At 41.0% G+C, this 20,743-nt stretch carries 11 protein-coding genes; 8 read left to right on the top strand and 3 right to left on the bottom strand.

Annotated features, from left to right (window positions below; all coding sequences use genetic code 11):
- Window positions 1-113 precede the first annotated feature (113 nt).
- From IM515_RS12490 to IM515_RS12475, 4 genes are all read left to right on the top strand, one after another.
- The gene (locus IM515_RS12490; RefSeq protein WP_287627204.1) at window positions 114-8,009 is read left to right on the top strand and encodes a type I polyketide synthase; all 7,896 of its coding nucleotides are present in this window, start codon (window positions 114-116) and stop codon (window positions 8,007-8,009) included.
- Window positions 8,010-8,091: 82 nt separating this feature from the next.
- On the top strand, window positions 8,092-9,852 hold the full coding sequence (locus IM515_RS12485) for an ABC transporter ATP-binding protein/permease (protein ID WP_002768082.1): 1,761 nt from the start codon (window positions 8,092-8,094) through the stop codon (window positions 9,850-9,852).
- 38 nt (window positions 9,853-9,890) lie between these two features.
- The gene (locus IM515_RS12480) at window positions 9,891-10,904 is read left to right on the top strand and encodes a hydroxyacid dehydrogenase (RefSeq protein WP_002768083.1); all 1,014 of its coding nucleotides are present in this window, start codon (window positions 9,891-9,893) and stop codon (window positions 10,902-10,904) included.
- A gap of 76 nt (window positions 10,905-10,980) precedes the next feature.
- The gene (locus IM515_RS12475; RefSeq protein ID WP_287627203.1) at window positions 10,981-11,916 is read left to right on the top strand and encodes a class I SAM-dependent methyltransferase; all 936 of its coding nucleotides are present in this window, start codon (window positions 10,981-10,983) and stop codon (window positions 11,914-11,916) included.
- A gap of 475 nt (window positions 11,917-12,391) precedes the next feature.
- Here the strand turns inward: IM515_RS12475 and dnaN are convergent, their stop codons facing one another.
- Complete coding sequence (dnaN, locus tag IM515_RS12470; protein WP_287627202.1) at window positions 12,392-13,540, bottom strand: DNA polymerase III subunit beta; 1,149 nt, start codon at window positions 13,538-13,540, stop codon at window positions 12,392-12,394.
- 403 nt (window positions 13,541-13,943) lie between these two features.
- On the opposite strand from dnaN, the gene hemL reads away from it, so the two are divergent.
- Window positions 13,944-15,245, top strand: a complete 1,302-nt coding sequence (gene hemL / locus IM515_RS12465; RefSeq protein ID WP_287627200.1) for a glutamate-1-semialdehyde 2,1-aminomutase — start codon at window positions 13,944-13,946, stop codon at window positions 15,243-15,245.
- A 525-nt stretch (window positions 15,246-15,770) separates the two neighbouring features.
- Window positions 15,771-16,151, top strand: coding sequence for a DUF1830 domain-containing protein (locus tag IM515_RS12460; RefSeq protein WP_287627199.1), 381 nt, complete (start codon window positions 15,771-15,773; stop codon window positions 16,149-16,151).
- A gap of 8 nt (window positions 16,152-16,159) precedes the next feature.
- On the opposite strand, the gene IM515_RS12455 is transcribed toward IM515_RS12460, so the two are convergent.
- Window positions 16,160-18,787 carry a chloride channel protein gene (locus IM515_RS12455; protein WP_287627198.1) on the bottom strand — a complete coding sequence of 876 codons (2,628 nt, stop codon included), beginning with the start codon at window positions 18,785-18,787 and terminating at the stop codon, window positions 16,160-16,162.
- A gap of 243 nt (window positions 18,788-19,030) precedes the next feature.
- Between IM515_RS12455 and IM515_RS12450 the strand changes: the two genes are divergently transcribed.
- Window positions 19,031-19,600 (top strand): IS607 family transposase, encoded by a 570-nt coding sequence (locus tag IM515_RS12450; protein ID WP_287627197.1) that lies wholly within the window; start codon window positions 19,031-19,033, stop codon window positions 19,598-19,600.
- A gap of 157 nt (window positions 19,601-19,757) precedes the next feature.
- On the opposite strand, the gene IM515_RS12445 is transcribed toward IM515_RS12450, so the two are convergent.
- The gene (locus IM515_RS12445; protein WP_287627196.1) at window positions 19,758-20,348 is read right to left on the bottom strand and encodes a Uma2 family endonuclease; all 591 of its coding nucleotides are present in this window, start codon (window positions 20,346-20,348) and stop codon (window positions 19,758-19,760) included.
- Between the two features lie 175 nt (window positions 20,349-20,523).
- Here IM515_RS12445 and IM515_RS12440 point away from each other — a divergent pair.
- A partial coding sequence (locus IM515_RS12440) for a hypothetical protein (RefSeq protein ID WP_287627195.1) occupies window positions 20,524-20,743 on the top strand: 220 nt, incomplete at its 3' end.

Below are 20,743 nucleotides of genomic sequence, written 5' to 3'. Positions count from 1 at the left end.
GGTACAATTCAAACTTGAGTTGATCACTTCTGACTTTTAACTTGTGCGTAGCGATATACTGGCTCATCAGGTTTTCAAGATTAGTCCTATTTTTGATAAAGAGGTGTAAAAAAATGTCTAAGCATTCAATCAGTTTTGGAGGACAATTGGAAGATAATTGGCGGACTCTGTCAGCAGTATTAGAAACTGCCACTAAACATAATAATCATGGAATTACTTATATCAGAAATGACGCAACTGAATATTTTCAGAGTTATCAAGACTTATATCAAGATGCTTTGGTTATTTTAAATGGACTGGAACAAAAAGGAATAAAATTAGGGCATAAAGTCATTCTACAAATTGCCAAAAATCAAGACTTTATTCCCGCACTATGGGCTTGTTTTTTAGGGGGAATTATTCCAGTTCCTTTGACCGTTGCTCCTAGCTATGATCTGGAAAATTCTGCCGTCAAAAAACTAGAGAATGTTTGGAAAATTTTAGATAATCCCTTGATATTATCCGACAGTGAGCTAATTACTGAAATTGAAAAATTAGGAACTTACTCTCATTTAGAAGGGTGGCAAGTTATCTCAGTTAATGAACTCAGAAAAGCACCCTCTAAAATTGATCAATTGCCGATTCTTGACCCACAAGATACAGCCTTATTACTTTTTACTTCGGGTAGTACCGGTATGCCCAAGGGAGTAATATTAACTCATCATAATATTCTGTCCATGACTGCTGGTACAGTGGCGATGAACCACTTTACCCAACAAGAAGTTACCCTTAATTGGATGCCTTTGGATCATGTAGGAGCTATCGTATTTTTAGGAATTATGGCGGTAGATTTGGCTTGTGATCAAATTCATGTTCCCATGGAATTAGTCCTACGCCAACCCCTGCAATGGTTAGAACTCATTCAAAAGCATCAAGTAAGCATTTCTTGGTCTCCTAACTTTGCATTTTCCTTAATTAATCAACAGGCCGAAGAACTTAAGCACGTCTCTTATAACCTCTCCTCAATGAAATTTTTAGTGAATGCCGGCGAGCAAGTTTCAGTAAAAACGATTCGCCTATTCTTAGAAATTCTTGAAAAACATCAACTACAGGAGAGAGCGATTAAACCGGCCTTTGGCATGACTGAATCCTGTTCTGGGATTACTTGGTCAGCCGGTTTAAGTAAAAATGAACTCACCGAAGAAAATAGTTTTGTCTCTCTAGGAAAGCCGATTCCGGGAGCAACTATCCGGATAGTCGATCAGGAAAATAATCCCTTACCTGAAAAAGAAATTGGCAGGCTTCAAATTCAAGGTAATTCTGTTACTAAAGGATATTATAATAATACTGAAATCAACCAGGAAGTTTTTCAAGAAGGGTGGTTTACTACGGGAGATTTGGGGTATTTATTTAAGGGGGAACTCTTTATTACTGGGCGAGAAAAACAAGAAATTATAATTAATGGTGTTAATTACTTTGCCCATGAACTTGAAACAACAATCGAAGAATTAGAAGGAGTTAAAGTATCTTATACAGCCGCCTTTGCCGTCTTTGATCAAAGTCGAGAAACTGATTTATTAATTATTACTTTTAGCCCAGAATCTGAGCAATTTGAACAGGGGATAAAAGTTGTTAGAAAAATTCGCAGTCATGTAACCCAAAAATTCGGGATTGCTCCAGCTTATGTCATTCCCATAGACAGAAATTTAGTTCCTAAAACTTCTATTGGCAAAGTTCAAAAATCTAAATTAAAAAAGGATTTTGAACAGGGATTATTTAGCAGCTGTATCCAAGAAATAGATCAATATTTAGCAAAAGAGCGTCAGAAAAATCAAACCTTACCTCAATCAGAAAATGAACGGCAAATAGCGGCGGTTTGGAGTGAAGTTTTACAGTTAACCTCAGTTGGTTTAGAGGATAACTTCTTTGAACTAGGGGGACATTCTATACACTTAATCCGAGTTCAAAATGAACTTGAAAAACTTTTTAACCGTCAGCTATCCCTTGCTGAAATGTTTAAAAATCCTACCGTTGCCACCCTAGCCCGTTTCTTAAGCGAAGAATCAAATACTAATCAAGTTATAGCACAAAAAAGCCGTCAACGTGCCGAAAATCGGAGCCGTCGCCATAATGAAACCCATGACATTGCAATTATTGGTATGGCGGGGCAATTCCCGGGGGCAAAAAATTTAACAACCTTCTGGGAAAATTTAAAAAATGGAATCGAAACTATCTCTTTCTTTTCGGAAGAAGAATTACAAGAATCGGGAGTGTCTTCGGAACTATTTAATCAGCCTAATTATGTTAGAGCTAGACCAATTCTCGAGCAAGTTGAATACTTTGACAGCGAATTTTTTGGCTATACAGATAGAGAGGCAGAATTACTAGATCCTCAGCAACGTTTACTGCTTGAATGTAGTTGGGAATGTTTAGAAAACGCCGGTTATAATCCTAATACTTATCAAGGATCAATTGGTATATTTGCTGGCGCAAGTATGAACACCTATTTGATAAATAATTGTTATCCTAATCGGGGTAAATTAGATAGTAATGACGAGTTACAACCCTTCACACTAGATTCAATGGGAGGGTTTCAAACAATGGTAGCTAATGACAAAGACTATTTAACAACGCGAATTTCTTATAAACTCAACTTACATGGTCCGAGCGTTAATGTTCAAACCGCTTGTTCTACTGGATTAGTTGTAGTTCATCTCGCTTGTCAGAGTCTCATCAGTGGAGAAAGTGATATGGCTTTAGCTGGAGCTGCTTCAATTAATTCTCCTCAAAAAATTGGTTATTTATATCAAGAAGGACTGATTATGTCTCCTGATGGCCATTGTCGCGCCTTTGATGCTGAAGCAAAAGGGACTATTTTTGGCAGTGGAGTAGGAGTAATTATGCTCAAAAGATTGTCAGATGCTTTAGCCGATCATGACCATATTTATGCAGTTATTAAAGGCTCTGCTATTAATAATGATGGTGGCCAAAAATTAGGATTTACTGCCCCCGGTGGAGAGGGTCAAATTGCTGCCGCTACGGAGGCCTTAGCCTTTGCTGGTGTTGATGCTAATACAATTAGTTTTGTGGAAGCTCATGGCACAGGAACCCCCCTTGGAGATCCCATAGAAGTTGATGCTTTAGCTAAAGTTTATCAGGGTGCAAATGAGGGAGAATGTGTTTTAGGTTCAGTAAAAACCAATATCGGACATATGCAGATTGCTTCTGGTATTGCCGGTTTAATGAAAGCGACTTTGTCCCTCAAATATAAGATTATTCCACCTACATTACATTTCCAAAATCCTAACCCTCAAATTAATTTTTCCCAGACTCCTTTTTATATTAATAATGAAGCTATTTCTTGGACTACTAAGCAAGACAAGTCCGAAAAATTACCCCGACGGGCAGGGGTAAACTCTTTAGGTATTGGCGGGGTTAATGCCCATGTTATTCTAGAAGAAGCTCCTCCCATTATTCCTCAAGACAATCAGAGTCAACGTCCCTATCATTTGCTCACCCTTTCCGCTCGAACCGAACCAGCTTTAACAGAGTTAGTAAGTCGCTACATAGACTTTTTAGAAAGTCAACCTGAAAAGGATCTGTCTGATGTAGTATTTACGGCCAATACAGGCCGAGTTCATTTCTCAAATCGTTTAGCCTTAACTGGCTATAAAAATAGTGATTTTATTGAACAATTACGGCAGTTTAAGCAACTCGATTATCAGTCAACTATTCATGGTATAGCTGATGAAAAAAGACCGTCTAAGATTGCCTTTTTATTTACAGGGCAAGGTTCTCAATATGCAGGGATGGCTCATCAACTCTATCAGACTCAACCCACCTTTAGAAAAACTTTAGACGCAGGGGAAAAATACTATCAAAAACTAACGGGTAAATCCCTACTAAACGTCGTATTTGCCGATACAGATGACGCCTTAAACCAAACCGCTTATACCCAACCGGCACTATTTCTGATTGAAGTTGCTCTCGCTCAATTATGGCATTCTTGGGGAATTCAACCAGCCGCTATTTTAGGCCATAGTTTAGGAGAATATTCAGCTGCTTGTTTTGCTGGTGTTTTTGATCTTGAAAGTGGCTTAAAACTGGTCAGCCATCGAGGCAACTTGATGGGGCAATTACCCCAAAATCAAGGGGAAATGGCCGCTATTTTTCTCGATAAAAACTCAGTTATTGAGCATTGCCAAAGTCAGGGAATAAAAATCGCTATTGCTGCCATTAACGCAGAACAACATACCGTTATTTCTGGAGAAAAAAACGTAATTCAAAAACTCTGTAACCATTTTACTAATTCTGGGGTTAAAGTTCGTCAACTTAAAGTTTCTCATGCTTTTCACTCCCCTTTAGTAGAACCAATGGTTGCAGAATTTAAAACGATTCTTCAAGAGATTTCTTTCAGTCAACCTCAAATTTCTCTGGTCTCTAACCTAACGGGAGAAATTGCTGATGACAGCATTATGACTCCTGAGTATTGGCTTCAACATTTACTAAATACGGTACAATTTCACCAAGGAGCTTTATTCCTACAATCTCTTGGATGTGATACCTTTATTGAAATTGGACCTCAACCTATTCTCTCAGGAATTATTCAATCATCTCTATCTTCATCTGAACCTCTAACTCTACCCAGTTTACGCTCGGGATTTTCTGATTGGCAAGTTTTATTAGAAAGTCTGGGTAAACTCTATGTTCGCGGTGCAAAGATAGACTGGTTTAGTTTTGATCAAGACTATCATCCTAGACGATGTGCTTTACCTACTTATCCCTTTCAAAAACGTCAACACTGGATTTCTTTAAAAACCCCATCTGCAACTGTTCCACGGGAATCTAATCTGGTCAAAATGTTATCCGAAAAGGACAAAACTACTTTAATGCAAACCCTCTTAGAAACAGGCCATTATTCTGAAGATGAAAAACCAACAATATCCGCCATTGTTCAACAGTTGATTAAACTGTATTATCAAGAAAAAGAGGACTTTGATTTTGCCAAATTACTTTATCAAGTAGCTTGGCTTCCCTGGGATTTAGCTAACGGTAAGCTAGAAAATCTGACCAGCCTTAAAACGGATTTAGAGGTTTACTTAGAACCCCAATTACAATCCTCAGAATTGATGGGAGTTTCTCGCGCTTTTTCTGAAATGGAAAAACTGGCGGCTGACTTTGTTGTTAAAGCTCTGAAAGATTTAGAACTCTTTCAAATGAATACCTTTCTTGATCCCGATCAAAGTTTTATTCAAGCTGGACTCAAACAAGAATATAAATCTTTCTGGAATTATGTTCTAGAAATATTAGCGAAAGTCGGCATTTTAGAAAAGCAAAATACCCGATGGAAAATTGTTAAAGAACCTGAACAATCTAATCCTGATTTAGCGGTAGAAGATTTAATCAATCATTATCCTAATGCTCAAATAGAACTCAATCTATTTCGACAAGTTGCCACAAATTTAGCGGCCATTATTACGGGAAAAATATCTCCTTTATCTATCCTATTTTCTCAAGATGGACAAGGAGGAGCCAGCGAATTTTATAAAAATACATCTTCGGCAAAAATTCTCAATCTGGGTATCTCTAAAACCGTTGAACTTCTACTCTCAAGTTATCCTCCCTCAGCCTCCCTCCGCATTCTCGAAATTGGTGCGGGAACTGGAGCTACAACCCAACAGGTTCTTAAAGCTTGTAACTCTCGTCAAATTACCTACACATTCACTGATGTTTCCCCCTTCTTTCTAGAGAAAGCTAGAGATAATTTGGCTGAATTTTCTGGACTAGAATACAAAGTTCTCGATATTGAAAAAGACCCGAAATTACAAGGGTTTTGCTGTCATTCTTATGACTTGATTATCGCAGCTAATGTCTTACACTCTACCGCCAATTTACAAGAGGAAACCTTGCCTCATATTCAAAGTTTACTACGTCCAGGCGGTCATTTATTACTGTTAGAATTAACTCAGCAATCTTCCTGGATTGATTTAATCTTTGGTGTCACTCAAGGGTGGTGGCGTTTTAGCGATTATCATTTGCGCCCAAATCATCCTATAATTACAGCATCGACTTGGGGATCTATGCTGCTTAAATCTGGTTTTTCTCAGGTGGAATTTGTTTCTCCTGATCAAAAAATAGGTACTGCTTTATTTCAGCAAAGTATTATTCTGGCTCAAAGTTCAGAAATCTCCCCTAACACCGCTAAAAACTGGCTAATTTTTACTGATGTTGAACCTCAACAAAATACTTTTGCCTTAGGGATTCAAGAGCAACTACTGAAAAAGTGTGATTCCTGTCGGATAATTTATCAAGGGGAGAAAAATACACAAATATCATCTTCTGAGTCTTGTTTGAATGCTAATCAACTACAACAATTAGAGGAATGGTTTGCGTCAAATCCATCTCCAGATCGGATTATTTATCTTTTGAATAGTGATGGCAAAGATCAACCAGAATCCATTTTATTGAATCGCTGTAACTATCTTTTAAATCTTCTCAAAGCTATTCAAAAAATCCCTAATCCCCCTCAATTATTCCTTGTTACTCAGGGGGCCCAACCCTTTGAATTAGAACAGCCTTCTTTCGGGTTTCAGTCTCCTCTTTGGGCAATGGGGCGTGTTATTGCCCTAGAAAATCCGCAATTATGGGGAGGTATGCTCGATCTTGATCCCGACGTTGACATTAATCAAAATATTACCGCATTACTATTAGGATTAACTCATGCTCACGATGAGGATCATTTGGTCTTCCGCAAAGGTCAAGGCTATGTTGCTCGTCTGCTTCCTCTGAAGTCTCTAGAGACAAAAACCGTTAAGATTCAACCTGAGGCTACCTACCTAATTACGGGAGGAATAGGACATCTAGGCTTAGAATTGGCGGAACATTTAGTCAATTTAGGAGCAAAACATCTCATTTTAACGACACGCCGCTCATTACCAGTCCGCTTCCTGTGGGATTCAGCAGCCGAATTAGCTCAAATATCAGAAAAAATCAGAAAATTAGAGGAAAAAGGAGCATCAATCGCAGTTATTTCGGCAGATGTTGGCAATTTTGAGGCTATGCAGGCCATATTTACCCAGATTGAAGAAACCGCTTATCCCCTGCGTGGCATTTTCCATCTTGCCGGAATCTCAGGCCGACAAGCTCAATTAAAAGACTGTACTTTGCAGGATCTCGAAGCAGTTTTTCAGGCAAAAGTTAAGGGTTCTTGGAATTTACATCAACTATCTTTGGGTAGTCAATTAGACTATTTTGTGCTGTTTTCTTCGGCGGGTGCAATTTGGGGGGCAAAAGAACAAGGGTTATATGATACTGTTAGTCATTGGCTGGATGCTTTGGCTCATTTCCGTCATCTTCAAGGGCTGCCTGCAACGACTTTAAATTGGGCATTATTGGCGGGTCATGGTATAGTATCTCAAGACTATGAGGACTGGCTCAAACAGATTGGGATCAGGGAAATTGCTCCAGATATGGCCTTGAGAGTGATGGATGCTATTATGGCTTCTAATCAAACACAGGTTTTAATCGCCGATGTGGATTGGGTTCGTTTCAAAAATATCTATCAATTTAAAGGCGAGAAACCACTCCTAAAAAATTTAGGACTCTCAGAAATTCCCATTAATTCTGTTCAAGAATCAGACTCTGTACTGCATCTTTTAGAGGATATGCCTTTCGGAGAACGTCGGGAATATTTGTTAGAATATGTTAGCAAACAAGTCAGAATGATTTTAGGGATTAAATCTATGCCAGATACAGAACAAGGATTGATAGAAATGGGGATTGATTCCCTATCCTCTATTGAATTGAAAAATCGTTTAGAGAAACGATTAGAAGTTCTCTTACCCACTTCTTTAGTCTTTGATTTCCCTAATATTAGACGCTTAGTTGATTATCTGCTTGACCGCATTTTCGGTGAAAAAGTTCAAAAAACAGCCCAGAAGATGATTAACTTCACTGAAGTTCAGCAGGAGATTAGTGAGGATTTAATCTTACAAGAACTTACTGATTTGGAGGCTTTTTTAGGAGATTAAATAATCCTAAGCCTTGAAGTTAGAAAGCTTGAAATTTAAAAAAATTCAAGGCATTTCCTAAAAGTTACCCTATATTAAAACTATGCAAACTACATTTTTTCAACAAGAAACCGTAAAAAGCTCTCATCAATTTTTTGACAATCTGAAATTGATTGCCGGTCCTTACTGGTATCCAACTGATCCTAAAGAAGGAAGAAAATTTTCCGAGGTAATAAGTTCATGGGGAATGCTGTTTCTCCTCCTTTTAGTAATTGTTGGACTGGTTGCCTCTAATGCAGTTAATAGCTTCGTTAATCGCTATTTAGTTGATGTTATTATTCAAGATAAAAATGCCTCTAAGTTTCTGACAATTTTATTATTTTATGGCTTAGGATTACTTTTAATTACCCTGTTTACTGCATTTTCTAAATTTGTTAAAAAAAGAATTATTCTGGATTGGTATGAATGGCTAAATCAGCAGGTTATTACCCAATATTTGAGCCATCGCGCCTATTATAAAATTAATTTTAGATCCGATGTGGATAATCCGGATCAAAGGATAGCTCAAGAAATAGAACCCATTGCTAGAAATGCTGTTAATTTTGGTGCTGTTTTATTAGAAAAAGTCTTAGAAATGACGACTTTTTTAGTAATTCTTTTTTCGATTTCTCGACTAGCCGCCTTGATTTTAGTGGCTTATACAATTGTCGGCAACCTAATTGCTGTTTATTTAAGTCGAGAATTAGATAAGATTAGTCAAGAAGAATTGGAATCCAAAGCTAATTACACCTACACTTTAACTCATGTTCGGAATCATGCTGAATCTATTGCCTTTTTTCAAGGCGAAAATCAAGAGTTGAAAATCATTCAACGTCGATTTAATAATCTCGTCAGAAATTCTCTCAGTAAGATTGATTGGGAGAGAAATCAAGACATTTTTAGTCGAGGTTATCGCTCAGTTATTCAAATATTTCCCTTTGTCGTCTTTGCTCCAGCCTATATTCGGGGGGAAATTGATTTCGGACAAGTTAATCAGGCTATTATTGCTTGCAGTATGTTTGCTAATGGTTTTTCTGAGTTAATCCTTGAATTTGGTTCTTTGGGCAGATTTTCCAGTTATGTTGAGCGTCTATCTGAATTTTCGTCGGCTTTAGAAGAAATGCGCCAACAACCCAAGGATGCTAGTACCATTAAAACCCTTGAACAAAATCAGATCAAGTTTGAGGATGTTACTTTACAAACACCGGATTATGAAAAGGTAATTGTTCAACATTTATCCCTATCTATCGAACCAGGCGAAGGTTTATTAATTGTCGGACCGAGTGGACGAGGTAAAAGTTCTCTATTAAGAGCTATTGCTGGCTTATGGAATGCAGGAACTGGTTGTTTAAAACGACCTCCCTTAGAACAATTTCTCTTTTTACCTCAACGTCCTTATATTATTTTAGGAACTCTCAGAGAACAGTTACTTTATCCTAAAACAACCCGTGAAATGACCGATGGAGAACTTGAATCGGTTTTACAACAAGTTAATCTTCAAAATATAGCCACAAAAGTTCATGGCTTTGATGCGGAAGTTCCTTGGGAAAATATATTATCTTTAGGAGAACAACAACGCCTTGCTTTTGCCCGATTGTTAGTAACCCATCCCCGCTATGTAATCTTAGATGAAGCCACAAGTGCTTTAGATTTGAACAACGAACAAACCTTATATCAGCAGTTACAACAAGCACAGACAACTTTTATTAGCGTAGGACATAGAGAAAGTTTATTTAAGTATCATCAATGGGTGTTGGAACTTTTAGAGGATTCTAGTTGGCGACTTGTTTCCATAGATGATTATCGATCCTCAAAATCTTTGTAACTGTTTCATTGCCAAAACTCAATTTAGGAAAAATTACGATGACTACTACTTCACCAAAAACTCTGACTATGGATATTCAAAAACACCGGGTTCTGTTAATCGGAAAAATGTATGATGAAGCGGGGGAAAAACTCCTTGAAGAATCTACTAATATAGAGATTTTGGCCAACCCTACACTGGATAAAATTAATCAGGCCATTCAAGAAGTATCTGGCGTATTTGTGCGTTATCCTAATAAGTTAGAGGCTTCATCAATCCGATTGGCAAAACACTTAAAAGTAATTAGTACCTCTGGATTTGGCACAGATTCTATTGATATTATGGCAGCAACAGAACAGGGGGTTATCGTTGTTAATAATCCCGGAATGTCAACTACAGCTGTAGCAGAACACACCTTATCTATGATTTTAGCCCTTGCTAAAAAGCTGCCTTTTTTAGATCATTGTGTGAAAAAGGGTAACTATTTAATTCGCAATCATATCCAACCGATTCAACTCGAAAACAAGACCGTTGGTATTGTGGGTTTAGGAAGAATTGGTACTCTGGTGGCTCACAAATGTAACCTAGCATTAGGGATGAGAGTATTAGCTTATGATCCCTATGTTCCAGCCAGCAAAGCGGAGACAGTAGGAGCAACTTGGGTCAAAGATTTAGATGTTCTTCTGGCTGAATCGGACTTTGTTTCTTTGCATCCTGAACTAACAAGTGAAACACGGGAAATGTTTAATATATCAGTTTTTCAAAAGATGAAACCAACAGCTTTTTTAATTAATACCTCCCGGGGAAAAGTCGTTTGTGAAAAGGATTTAGGGATCGCCCTTAATCAAAAATTGATATCCGGATGCGCCCTAGATGTCTTTGAACCAGAACCGCCGGCTTTAGATAATCCCTTATATAATTTTGAGAATGTCATTCTCTCACCTCATTTAGCCGGAGTAACCCCTGAAGCGAGTCTAGCAGCTGCTGTTTCGGCGGCGAATCAAATATTACAAGTGCTTCAGGGAGAGAAGCCTCCTTATATGATTAATCCAGAGGCGTGGAATCTTTTTTAAAGCACCTAGAGAATCTCAGGGATTCGGTTAATTAAAAATGGCAATATTTCTGCAAAATCCTTAGGAGGATAATAATTTGGAAAACATCGGCAAAATTCCCCTCAAAGATGAATGGCGTAATCGCTGGGCAACCATCAAACAATTTATCCTTAATCCGGTTCGAGAAATGGCGTTTTTGCAAGATCAGTTTCAAGTTTCTGAACTGTATACTAATATAGCGAAACGCGATCCTCATCTTCATGATCCTAATTTTCCCCAATGGCTTAATTTTGGTTATTGGCAAGAAGAAACAACTTATAACGGAGCTTGTGCCGCTTTAGCGCGTAAATTAGCCGAAGTAGCCGAACTTAAAGCCGGAGATCACCTTTTGGATGTGGGTTTCGGTTTTGCTGAACAGGATTTACTCTGGGTAAGAGAAAACAATGTTAGCTCAATTATCGGTCTAAATACAACCGAGTTACAAGTAGAAATTGCTCAAGAAAGAGTAGCTAAAGCAGGTTTATCGGACAGGATAAAACTTCAAGTCGGCTCGGCTACTCAAATCCCCTTTCATGAGAATTCTTTTGATAAGTTGACCGCTTTAGAATGTGCTTTTCATTTTGACACTCGTGAGGATTTTTTTGCGGAAGCTTTTCGAGTTTTGCAGCCCGGTGGAAGGTTGGCTATAGCGGATTGTTTGCCTAGAGTGGGTCGAGAAATTAACTTCTGGCTGCGGGTTAATAGTAAGAAAATGTGTATTCCCTTTGCTAATCAATACGACCGACATACTTATGTGGAAAAACTCAAAAAGCATGGATTTGTTAATATCCAAGCTTTATCTATTAGTGAATATGTTTGGCCGGCAATGGTTCATTATTTTGCCCAGATTAGCCAAGGGATTAGTAAGCATGATTTAGTTATCGATCTCCAGAAAGATAACCCAGGACTTGAAGCTTGGTCAAGCAATCGGGGTTGGTTTATGGCGTTTGATGATTATCTTTTGTTTTCGGCAGAAAAGCCTAAATTAACCTGAGTTCGGGTTAAGCAGATTGAGGTAAAACCCAGTCCATCGGTAGGGAGGACTTCTTGTTAGCGATCGCCATTAATACTAAATCCGTTCAGTATAGGCTACATATCAGGACAGGCACTCATGCAAAAGGCAAAAGGGGGAATAAATAATCAGTCTTTAATAACCGGATTTAGTATAAGATATCCATTCAATCCGTGAAGTTGTTCAATTATCAACAGTATATCGCCAAAATAGAGAGAATAAACCCAATCCTTTGGCGAGAAAATAGGATTGAGTTAATAAGTAGTTAGGCGTTAAAAACTATCAGACACCCCCCTTATCAAGGGGGGATTAAGGGGGGATCGACACCCCCCTTATCAAGGGGGGATTAATGGGGGATCGAACCCAAAATCTATCTTCAATTTAATTATAACCAGCTACTTACAATCAAAAATGGGATAGGTTAAAAACAGATCCCACAATTCCGATTAAGTCAGAATTACTGACGAATTTGTACCGGCATCACCAAATAGGTCATCTTTAAACCTCCCAAGGGGGTAAAAATAACCGGTTGGGTACTAGCATTTAACTGCATTTGGATATCATTATTAGGTAAAGCCTTCAAACCGTCCATCAAATATTTAACATTAAAGGCAATATCGCCACTTTCTCCCTGAATTTCTGCCGCCATGGACTCTTTGGCGCTACCTAAATCAGGAGATTCCACCGCTAGGGATAAACGGTCATTTTCGCTATCGAGACTAAACTTGACTAAATTATTCTTTTGGTCCGATAAAACCGCCACTAATTCCAAACAACGGATTAATTGTTTGCGGTCTAAAACCAAAGAACGCTCGAAGGATTTAGGAATTAACTGATTATAAGTGGGATAGGCCCCTTCTAACTTACGACTGGTTAACCTCTGTTCCCCCATTTCAAAGATGACTTGAGAATCATCCACGTGCAGAGTAATAGTCTCGATATTTTGTTTTGTTGCCATCATTCTTTCCAATTCTCGCAGGGCCCGGGCCGGAATGGTGACATTAAAGCCACCAGAGGCACTTTCCACCTCCTCTAGGGGAGTTTGTACCACCGCTAAACGATGACCGTCTGTAGCGGCAAATTCTAGACAATCGACGGTTTTAGTTAAATGTACCCCCGTCAACACCTGTTTAGTTTCATCGCCACTAGCGGCAAACAATGCACCTTTTAGTCCCTCTGTCAAGGCAACTACAGGTAAATTAACAATTTCCCCATCGGCCACCGTGGGCAATTCTGGGAACTCATCGGCTTTCATGCCGCGAATTTGGAACTGTGCCGAGGCAGTTTTCAGGAAAGCGAGACTATGCTCCTCATCATTCTCGTTTTCTTCCACAGAGATAGTGATTTCCCCCTCTCCCAAACGAGAGACAATATCGTTAAGCAATTTTGCCGGCAGGGTAATTTTGCCCCCTTCCACCACCTCGGCCCGAAAACTGGTGCGAATCCCTAAACTCAAATCAAAAGCAGTCAGGCTAATTTCGCCCTTTTCCTCATCGGCACAAAAGAGAACATTGCCCAAAACCGGATGGGTAGGACGACTGGCAACGGCCCGACTAACTAGGGATAAATTGCTGTTGAGTTCGCTTTGACTACTGGTAAATTTCATAGCAGGAATAGTTTTTTTGTACGCTAAGAAATAATAGCAAGAATTCCCCTGTGGAAAATCTGTGGAAAACCGGAGCTTTTTTCGATCGCTCTTTCTGGGCTAAAATCTATCAATAGCAATAACTTCGCCCATTGCTAGGTTTTTACTGCAATTCTGAAAAGATTGTGGAAAAATTGTCAAAAGTGAAATTTTTGCCCTTTCTCAGCCAATTCTATAAGCTGTTAACCATCAAGCTATAAGTCAAGAAGAGCGAGACTTGAGCCGACCAGCGCTCTTCCTAGGGAAAAATTGCGTCAAATGTAGGCCAGTGATCTTTAAAATGGAACAAGCAGCAGGAAGTTAACAAAACAAAGCTCCGGGCATTCCCCGAAACCGATAGACTCAAATAGACAAGGAGACAGGATTGGTTAGCACATCTTCGTATCAAACAACAAAATCGAAAGAAATCTTTACAGCCGCTCAAAAATTAATGCCGGGGGGTGTAAGTTCCCCCGTGCGGGCCTTTAAATCCGTCGGTGGTCAACCCATCGTTTTTGAAAGCGTCAAAGGGGCCTATATTCGCGACGTGGACGGTAACGAATACATAGACTATGTGGGAACTTGGGGGCCGGCTATCTGTGGTCATGCCCATCCCGAAGTGATTGCCGCCCTACACGATGCCCTAGATAAAGGGACCAGTTTCGGCGCTCCCTGTGTCCAAGAAAATATTCTCGCTGAAATGGTGATTGATGCCGTTCCCAGCATTGAAATGGTGCGTTTTGTCAATTCCGGCACCGAAGCCTGTATGTCCGTCCTGCGCTTAATGCGGGCTTTTACCGGCCGGGATAAAATCATCAAATTCGAGGGCTGTTATCACGGTCACGCCGATATGTTCCTCGTTAAAGCCGGCTCTGGTGTAGCGACCCTGGGCCTACCCGACTCGCCGGGGGTTCCCAAAACCACCACTAACAACACTTTAACCGCCCCCTACAATGACCTGGAAGCGGTAAAAGCCCTCTTTGTCGAAAATCCCGACTCGATTGCCGGGGTGATTTTAGAGCCAGTGGTGGGTAATGCCGGCTTTATCGTGCCGGATGCGGGCTTTTTAGAAGGATTGCGGGAATTAACCAAGGAATACGGGTCCCTATTAATGTTTGATGAGGTAATGACCGGATTCCGCATCGCCTACGGTGGCGCTCAGGAAAAATTCGGCATCACCCCCGATTTAACCACCCTCGGCAAAGTTATCGGCGGTGGGCTGCCAGTGGGGGCCTACGGCGGTCGGGCCGATATTATGGCGATGGTGGCTCCGGCCGGCCCGATGTACCAAGCGGGAACCTTATCCGGCAACCCCCTGGCCATGACGGCGGGAATTAAAACCCTCGAGTTACTCCAGCGCCCCGGCACCTACGAATATCTCAATAAAGTGACCAAATCCTTAACTGAAGGGCTGCTGAAAGTGGCCAGAGATGCTGGTCATAGAGTTTTTGGAGGTCATATCAGTGCCATGTTCGGGATGTTTTTCACTGGCACCCCCGTGCATAACTATGAAGAGGCCAAAAAGGCCGATGTGGCTAAATTCGGTCGTTTTCACCGGGGAATGTTGGAAAGAGGCGTTTATCTAGCTCCTTCCCAGTTTGAAGCTGGTTTTACTTCTTTAGCTCACACAGAGGCCGATATCGAACGGACTTTGGCCGCCGCTCAAGAGGTTTTAGAAAGTTTATAGTTAATACTGCTTCGGCCGGGAAAATCGATTGATAGAGTCCCAAGTATGGATGAGTTGACATTTCCCCGCTTGCAAAAGACGGGGATTCTCAGGGGAAATTTGGCTAGAAACCCCGAACAATCGAGGGATTATTATCCCCAGCACTGTAAAACTTATCAGTCCCAGCACAGGCCGCCCCTTTTTAGTCAACCAGATCGATAAGATCAAGAGCAAGAGGTATCTAACTTGACAAAAATTACCTCGGTTTCGATAATCCTGAAACCGTCAACAAAATTGAGTGATAAATAGCCTAGCAAAAAATCAAGAAAAACAGCAAAAAAACGTAGTTCCCCCCTTGACAAATAGCCAAAACTAGGCATTAGTTAAATTTAATGATTTTTTAATAAAAACCGCCTTCTATCACCAGAAAAAGCGATCGGTAGATTTTTATCAGAGTAATGTAATCATCTTTACAACTATCGGGGATCAAAGGATGTTAGGGTGAAGGAGCGATGACAAACCCACTTTAAGATCACCCCAATTGCTATGGCACAGATTCTCGATCCCCTCCCCAACGGCAAGAAAAATAGTATTCTTTGTTGTTATGTCAATGCGACCAGTCATATTCAAATTGTTCGCATCACCAATATTGCTAACTGGTATTTTGAAAGGGTGGTTTTCCCTGGGCAGCGTTTAGTATTTGAGACCCTAGCGGATGCTTTCTTAGAGATTCATACGGGGATGATGGCCAGTGCCATCCTTTCCGATAATATCCCCTGTGAACGCCTTTATATCAGCGATGGGGATGACGATGACTCCGATGGTCAACTAGAGGGGGAAATATTCTACCCCCATTCCCTAGAGGAAAGTCAAGGGGCGAAAATTGACAACACCGTACCCTTCGGTTTAACTTTAGCTTCCGCCTAGCTAATAAACTAATCTGATAATTCCCCTCGCACGAGAATCACAGTGCAATTAACCGCACGGGCAATCGTCGAGGGGATATTGCCATTTAAGAACTGATTGAGCAAACTTTCCCTAGATGCACCCAAAAGCACCAAAGAACAATCCTCCGATTCTACCAGATTAATTATTGCCTCGGCCGGAGAGGCCGAAGGAATCGGTAAAGGCACAATCGGCTGTGCGATCGCTTTTGGTAAAGATGCTTGTAAAACTTCCAAAATAGACAGATCTGGCAGTAACTCCGTCGGAGAATAGATTTTACATAACCAAATTTCGGGATGATCCGAAGACTCGGACAAAGACAGCAAACTAGGCAATAATGCTAAAGCTCGTTGGGCATTGGGACCGCCGGCGGTGGGAATCAGCCAAATCCTTTCCCGATTAAGATCGTTGGGAAAACAATCCTTTGTTCCCAATTTTACCAAGATAGTTTCACAGGGAGCTTGGGCGATCAAAGTATCGACTAAAAACCCAAAAATCGCCCCAGTAGTCGATTTTTCCCCCGTCCAACCCATAATTAATAAATTGCTGTGTCGTTCGCGAATCGTGGCCAAAATCCCGTCGGCGATATCCTGAGCCACAGAAATTTGTGTATGAACAGAGATATTCTGCTGTCGGGCTAATCTTTCCAGACGATGAAGTAATTTGCGTCCTTCCCGCGTATCTACCTTTACTTCCGCCGGAGAACTAAGACGAGGCACGGTAATCACATAGAGACAATCTATCTCATAATTGCGTTCACGGGCGATCGCAGCAGCAATTTTAAACAAAGCGGTAGCGGTGTCGGGATTGGCAATAGGTAACAAAATCCGTCCTATTCCCACGGCCGGGGAACGGGTTTGATAAACCACATAGGAAGGGGTACTGGGTTGGGGCAGTTGACAAACCCCCCCCAATTGATCGGCTTCCACCCGGATAATATCGGTGCGGGTAATGATCCCCACCAGTTTTTGACCGTCGGTAACGGGTAAACGGGAAAGCTGATAGCGATTTAAGAGAAATAAAACATCGCTTAAAGCTGCCTGGGGGGCCACGGTAATCGGATTGGGAGTCATGATCTCCCGTAGGACGGTTTGACTGTTTTTCGATCGCCATTTATCCAGATCACTTTGGGTAAAAATCCCCAATAGTCGCCCCTGTTCCACCACGGGAAAACCGCGATGATGGGAACGGGACATAATTTTCACCACTTCCCCCAGGGGTAAATCCGCCGGCAGAATTTCCACCTGGGATTGCATCACATCTATAGCCGACAGATGGGCCAGCACATCATTAGCAGGGGTTTCCTCGTTGAGAATAATACCACTAGCGGAAAGTAAATGCTCATAGAGGGAACCGGGGCGAATGCTTTCGGCAGTAATATAAGAAACGGCACAGGTCAACATCAGGGGCAGCACAATATTAAAATTGCGATGCAGTTCAAAGACAATCACGATCGCCGTTACCGGAACCCTGACTACTCCCGTAAAAAAGGCCCCCATACCGGCTAAAGCATAACTAGGTTCGCTGCCGAAACCCATAATTTTCGTCTCGATTCCCCCCACCAGAAACCCCAAACAGGAGCCCAACACCAAAGCAGGGGCGAGCAGTCCTCCCGGTGCGCCAGAACTATAGGAAATCATCGTCAGGAAAAAATAGACCACAAAAGCGAGGGCGGTATTCTGCCAACTTAATTCCCCTGCCAGCAAAAATTCCCGTAAACCCGTATTATCTCGAAAAAAGTCGGGTAAAAAAGCCACTACCGTTCCCGATAAGCAACTGACCAGACCGATGCGCCAAGCTAAAGATAACCGCCAACGCCGCTGCATCTGACTACAAAAAAGGATGCCTTGATTGAATAAAGCCCCCAATAAGCCCGCTAAAGCCCCCAAAAGGCAATAAATGGGTATTTCTTGGGCAGAGAAGCTAATATTGGCATATTCAGTGATAATCGAGGGGGTATTCTGCAGCATCATCGAAACCACGGCCCCGGTAAAGGAAGCCACGATCGCCGTTTCTAGGGTCATACTGGAAACATCGCGCATTAATTCCTCGATCACAAAGAGGACGCCGGCGATGGGAGTAGTAAAACCGGCCGCTAACCCGGCGGCTGCCCCGGCTGCGATCATCTGACGACGGTGATCGGGACTGGTGGGCAGCCAGACGCTTAACTGGGCCGCCAGGGCTGCCCCGATGTGTACCGTGGGGGCCCGACGACCAAGGGTTAAACCACCGCCAAGGATCAGGATCGCCCCGATCATTTTTACGACGGCAACGCGCCAAGACAGGGGCAAAGGGTATTTAGCTAGGGCTGCTTTTACTTGGGGAATACCCCCCCCGGCGGCTGCGGGGGAGAAGTGTTCCACAATCCAGCCGGCGCTATAACCAAGCAGAAAACCGCCGAGGGGCAAAACTAGGAAAGGAGAGGAATTGGCTACTAGATGCACCCGCCAACCACCTAACCAACCGATGCCCAATTTCAGGATAATAGCGGCAAGGGCGGAGAGAATTCCGATTAAACAGGCGACCAGTAAAGCATAGCGACTATCGGTGGCGCTACGTCCGAAGTGTTGGGATTTAAACCACTGACGGAGGTTTTGGTAACGGGCAAAAAGTCCCATAATTATCAGGGAGAATCAAGGCAATGGCGGAGCGAGGATTTATTTCGGGTTCTGATTCCTCGTTTCTTTAATCATAGGCCGTTAAGTTCTGTCACCGTTCACCTTGTTGCTACCAGTGGCCCTCATAGTAGTTTTTCTATCGATGGGCTAGGATCAAAGGTTGTCCCTGTCTTTGAGCGGAGGGTATTGTAAAGTTTCAAGACAAATATTGTCAGATATAGTCAAGCATGGCAATATGTGGACATGAAACTATCAGACTATGCAAAAAAAGCAGCAATAAGTTATCGAACGGCTTGGAGATGGTGGAAACAAGGGAATTTAACAGGTTATCAATTGCCTTCTGGTACAATTATCATAACGGATGACAACCATTCAAAACCCGACTTGATAGCTTGCATTTATGCAAGGGTTTCCAGCGCCGAAAATAAAGACAATCTAGATAGACAAGCTGACCGATTAAAAGATTATGCTGTTGCTAGAGGCGACAAAATCTACAAAGTTGTCAAAGAAGTAGGCAGTGGATTAAACGATAATCGCCAACAATTAGCCAAAATTCTAGTTGACCCCAATTATAATGTTTTAATTGTTGAACACAAAGACCGTCTAGCCAGATTTGGTACTAATTATCTAGAAATCTTGTTAAAAGAACTAGATAAAAAAGTGGAGATTGTCAATCAAAGTGAGGATAAGCAAGATGAGTTTATGTCAGATTTAATAGCCATTATCACCTCTTTTTGTTCTCGAATTTACGGATTAAGAAGGTCGAAAACAAAGACAGAAAAGATTATAGCTGAGTTAAAAGACAACGGATAATAATGTTAGTAGCAGAAAGACACATTATCAAGAAAGGACATCCATTTTGGACTGAGATAGATAATTGATCTTGGCAGTCTAAAAATCTTGACAACTCAGCCAATTATTTAATCCGACATAATCTTTAGATAGGCGGAAAAATCACCATTTTATATTGTTATGTTGGTTCAATAATTTTTATCCCTGCTCTAAATTCTCGCAGTGCTTGAGCATGATTTTCTATATTAATACAACGCAGCAATAAACCTACATCTAAACTTGGTAAAAGTTGCGATTTACTAACAGCTTCATGTCCCTCATTTCCTAAACTATAAAACAATAACTCATCATTCATCCAAAACCAAACTTCGGGAATTTGTAACCGTTTGTATGCTTCCAGTTTATCAATCACTCCACTACCAACAACCACCTCAATCACTAAATAAGGATGTTTTCTATTTGCTCCCAACTCATAGGATTTATCACCTTCTTTTTTAACCTTTTCAAATTCATTTTCTAAGGTGACAGAACCAGTAGGAGTAAAATCTAATCCCAAAAATTCTAAATAAATTTCTAGTAAAGCACCAATACGTTCTTTGATGGTTTCGTGTTTTTTCCCTGGCATTTTTCTAATCTCCAAAACTCCATCTAAAAAAGATAACCTTAACCCTGGGCGCTCAATTAGCTGTTCAACAGCTTTAAATTCTCTCCAGGTTAGGTCACTAATTAAAATTGGTTCTGCTTCCCGTTCAATGAGTGTAGTTATCATAATTTAAACCCAAATTTAGAGAGTGAATTTTGATCAATATGATATCATCTAAAAATAGATTATCATAAAAACAGGACTTACGCAAAAAAGACCGAAAGTAGGGGTAATTCATGAATTACCCCTACGCAAGAATAAGGCGTTCAGCCACGTCTTGCTTAAGTCCTAAAAAAACATCATGCAAGCATACAAACTCAAAGGAAAAATTGATCAATCTGGTAAGTTGCTGATTACCGAACCCCTGAATTTACCCCCCAGAAACGTGGAAATTGTAGTTTGGGCAGCCACAGACACCCTTGATCATACCACAACCCCAACCACTGAACCAGCACCAGAAACACCAAAAAGACCAACTAAAATCAAGGTTTTGCAAAACTGGTTTGAGAAAACCCAACCTG

Source organism: Microcystis sp. M44BS1 (assembly GCF_020244875.1).
Lineage (GTDB): Bacteria > Cyanobacteriota > Cyanobacteriia > Cyanobacteriales > Microcystaceae > Microcystis > Microcystis panniformis.
Note: the sequence above shows the minus strand (reverse complement) of the source record. Positions and strands in the feature narration are given on the sequence as shown.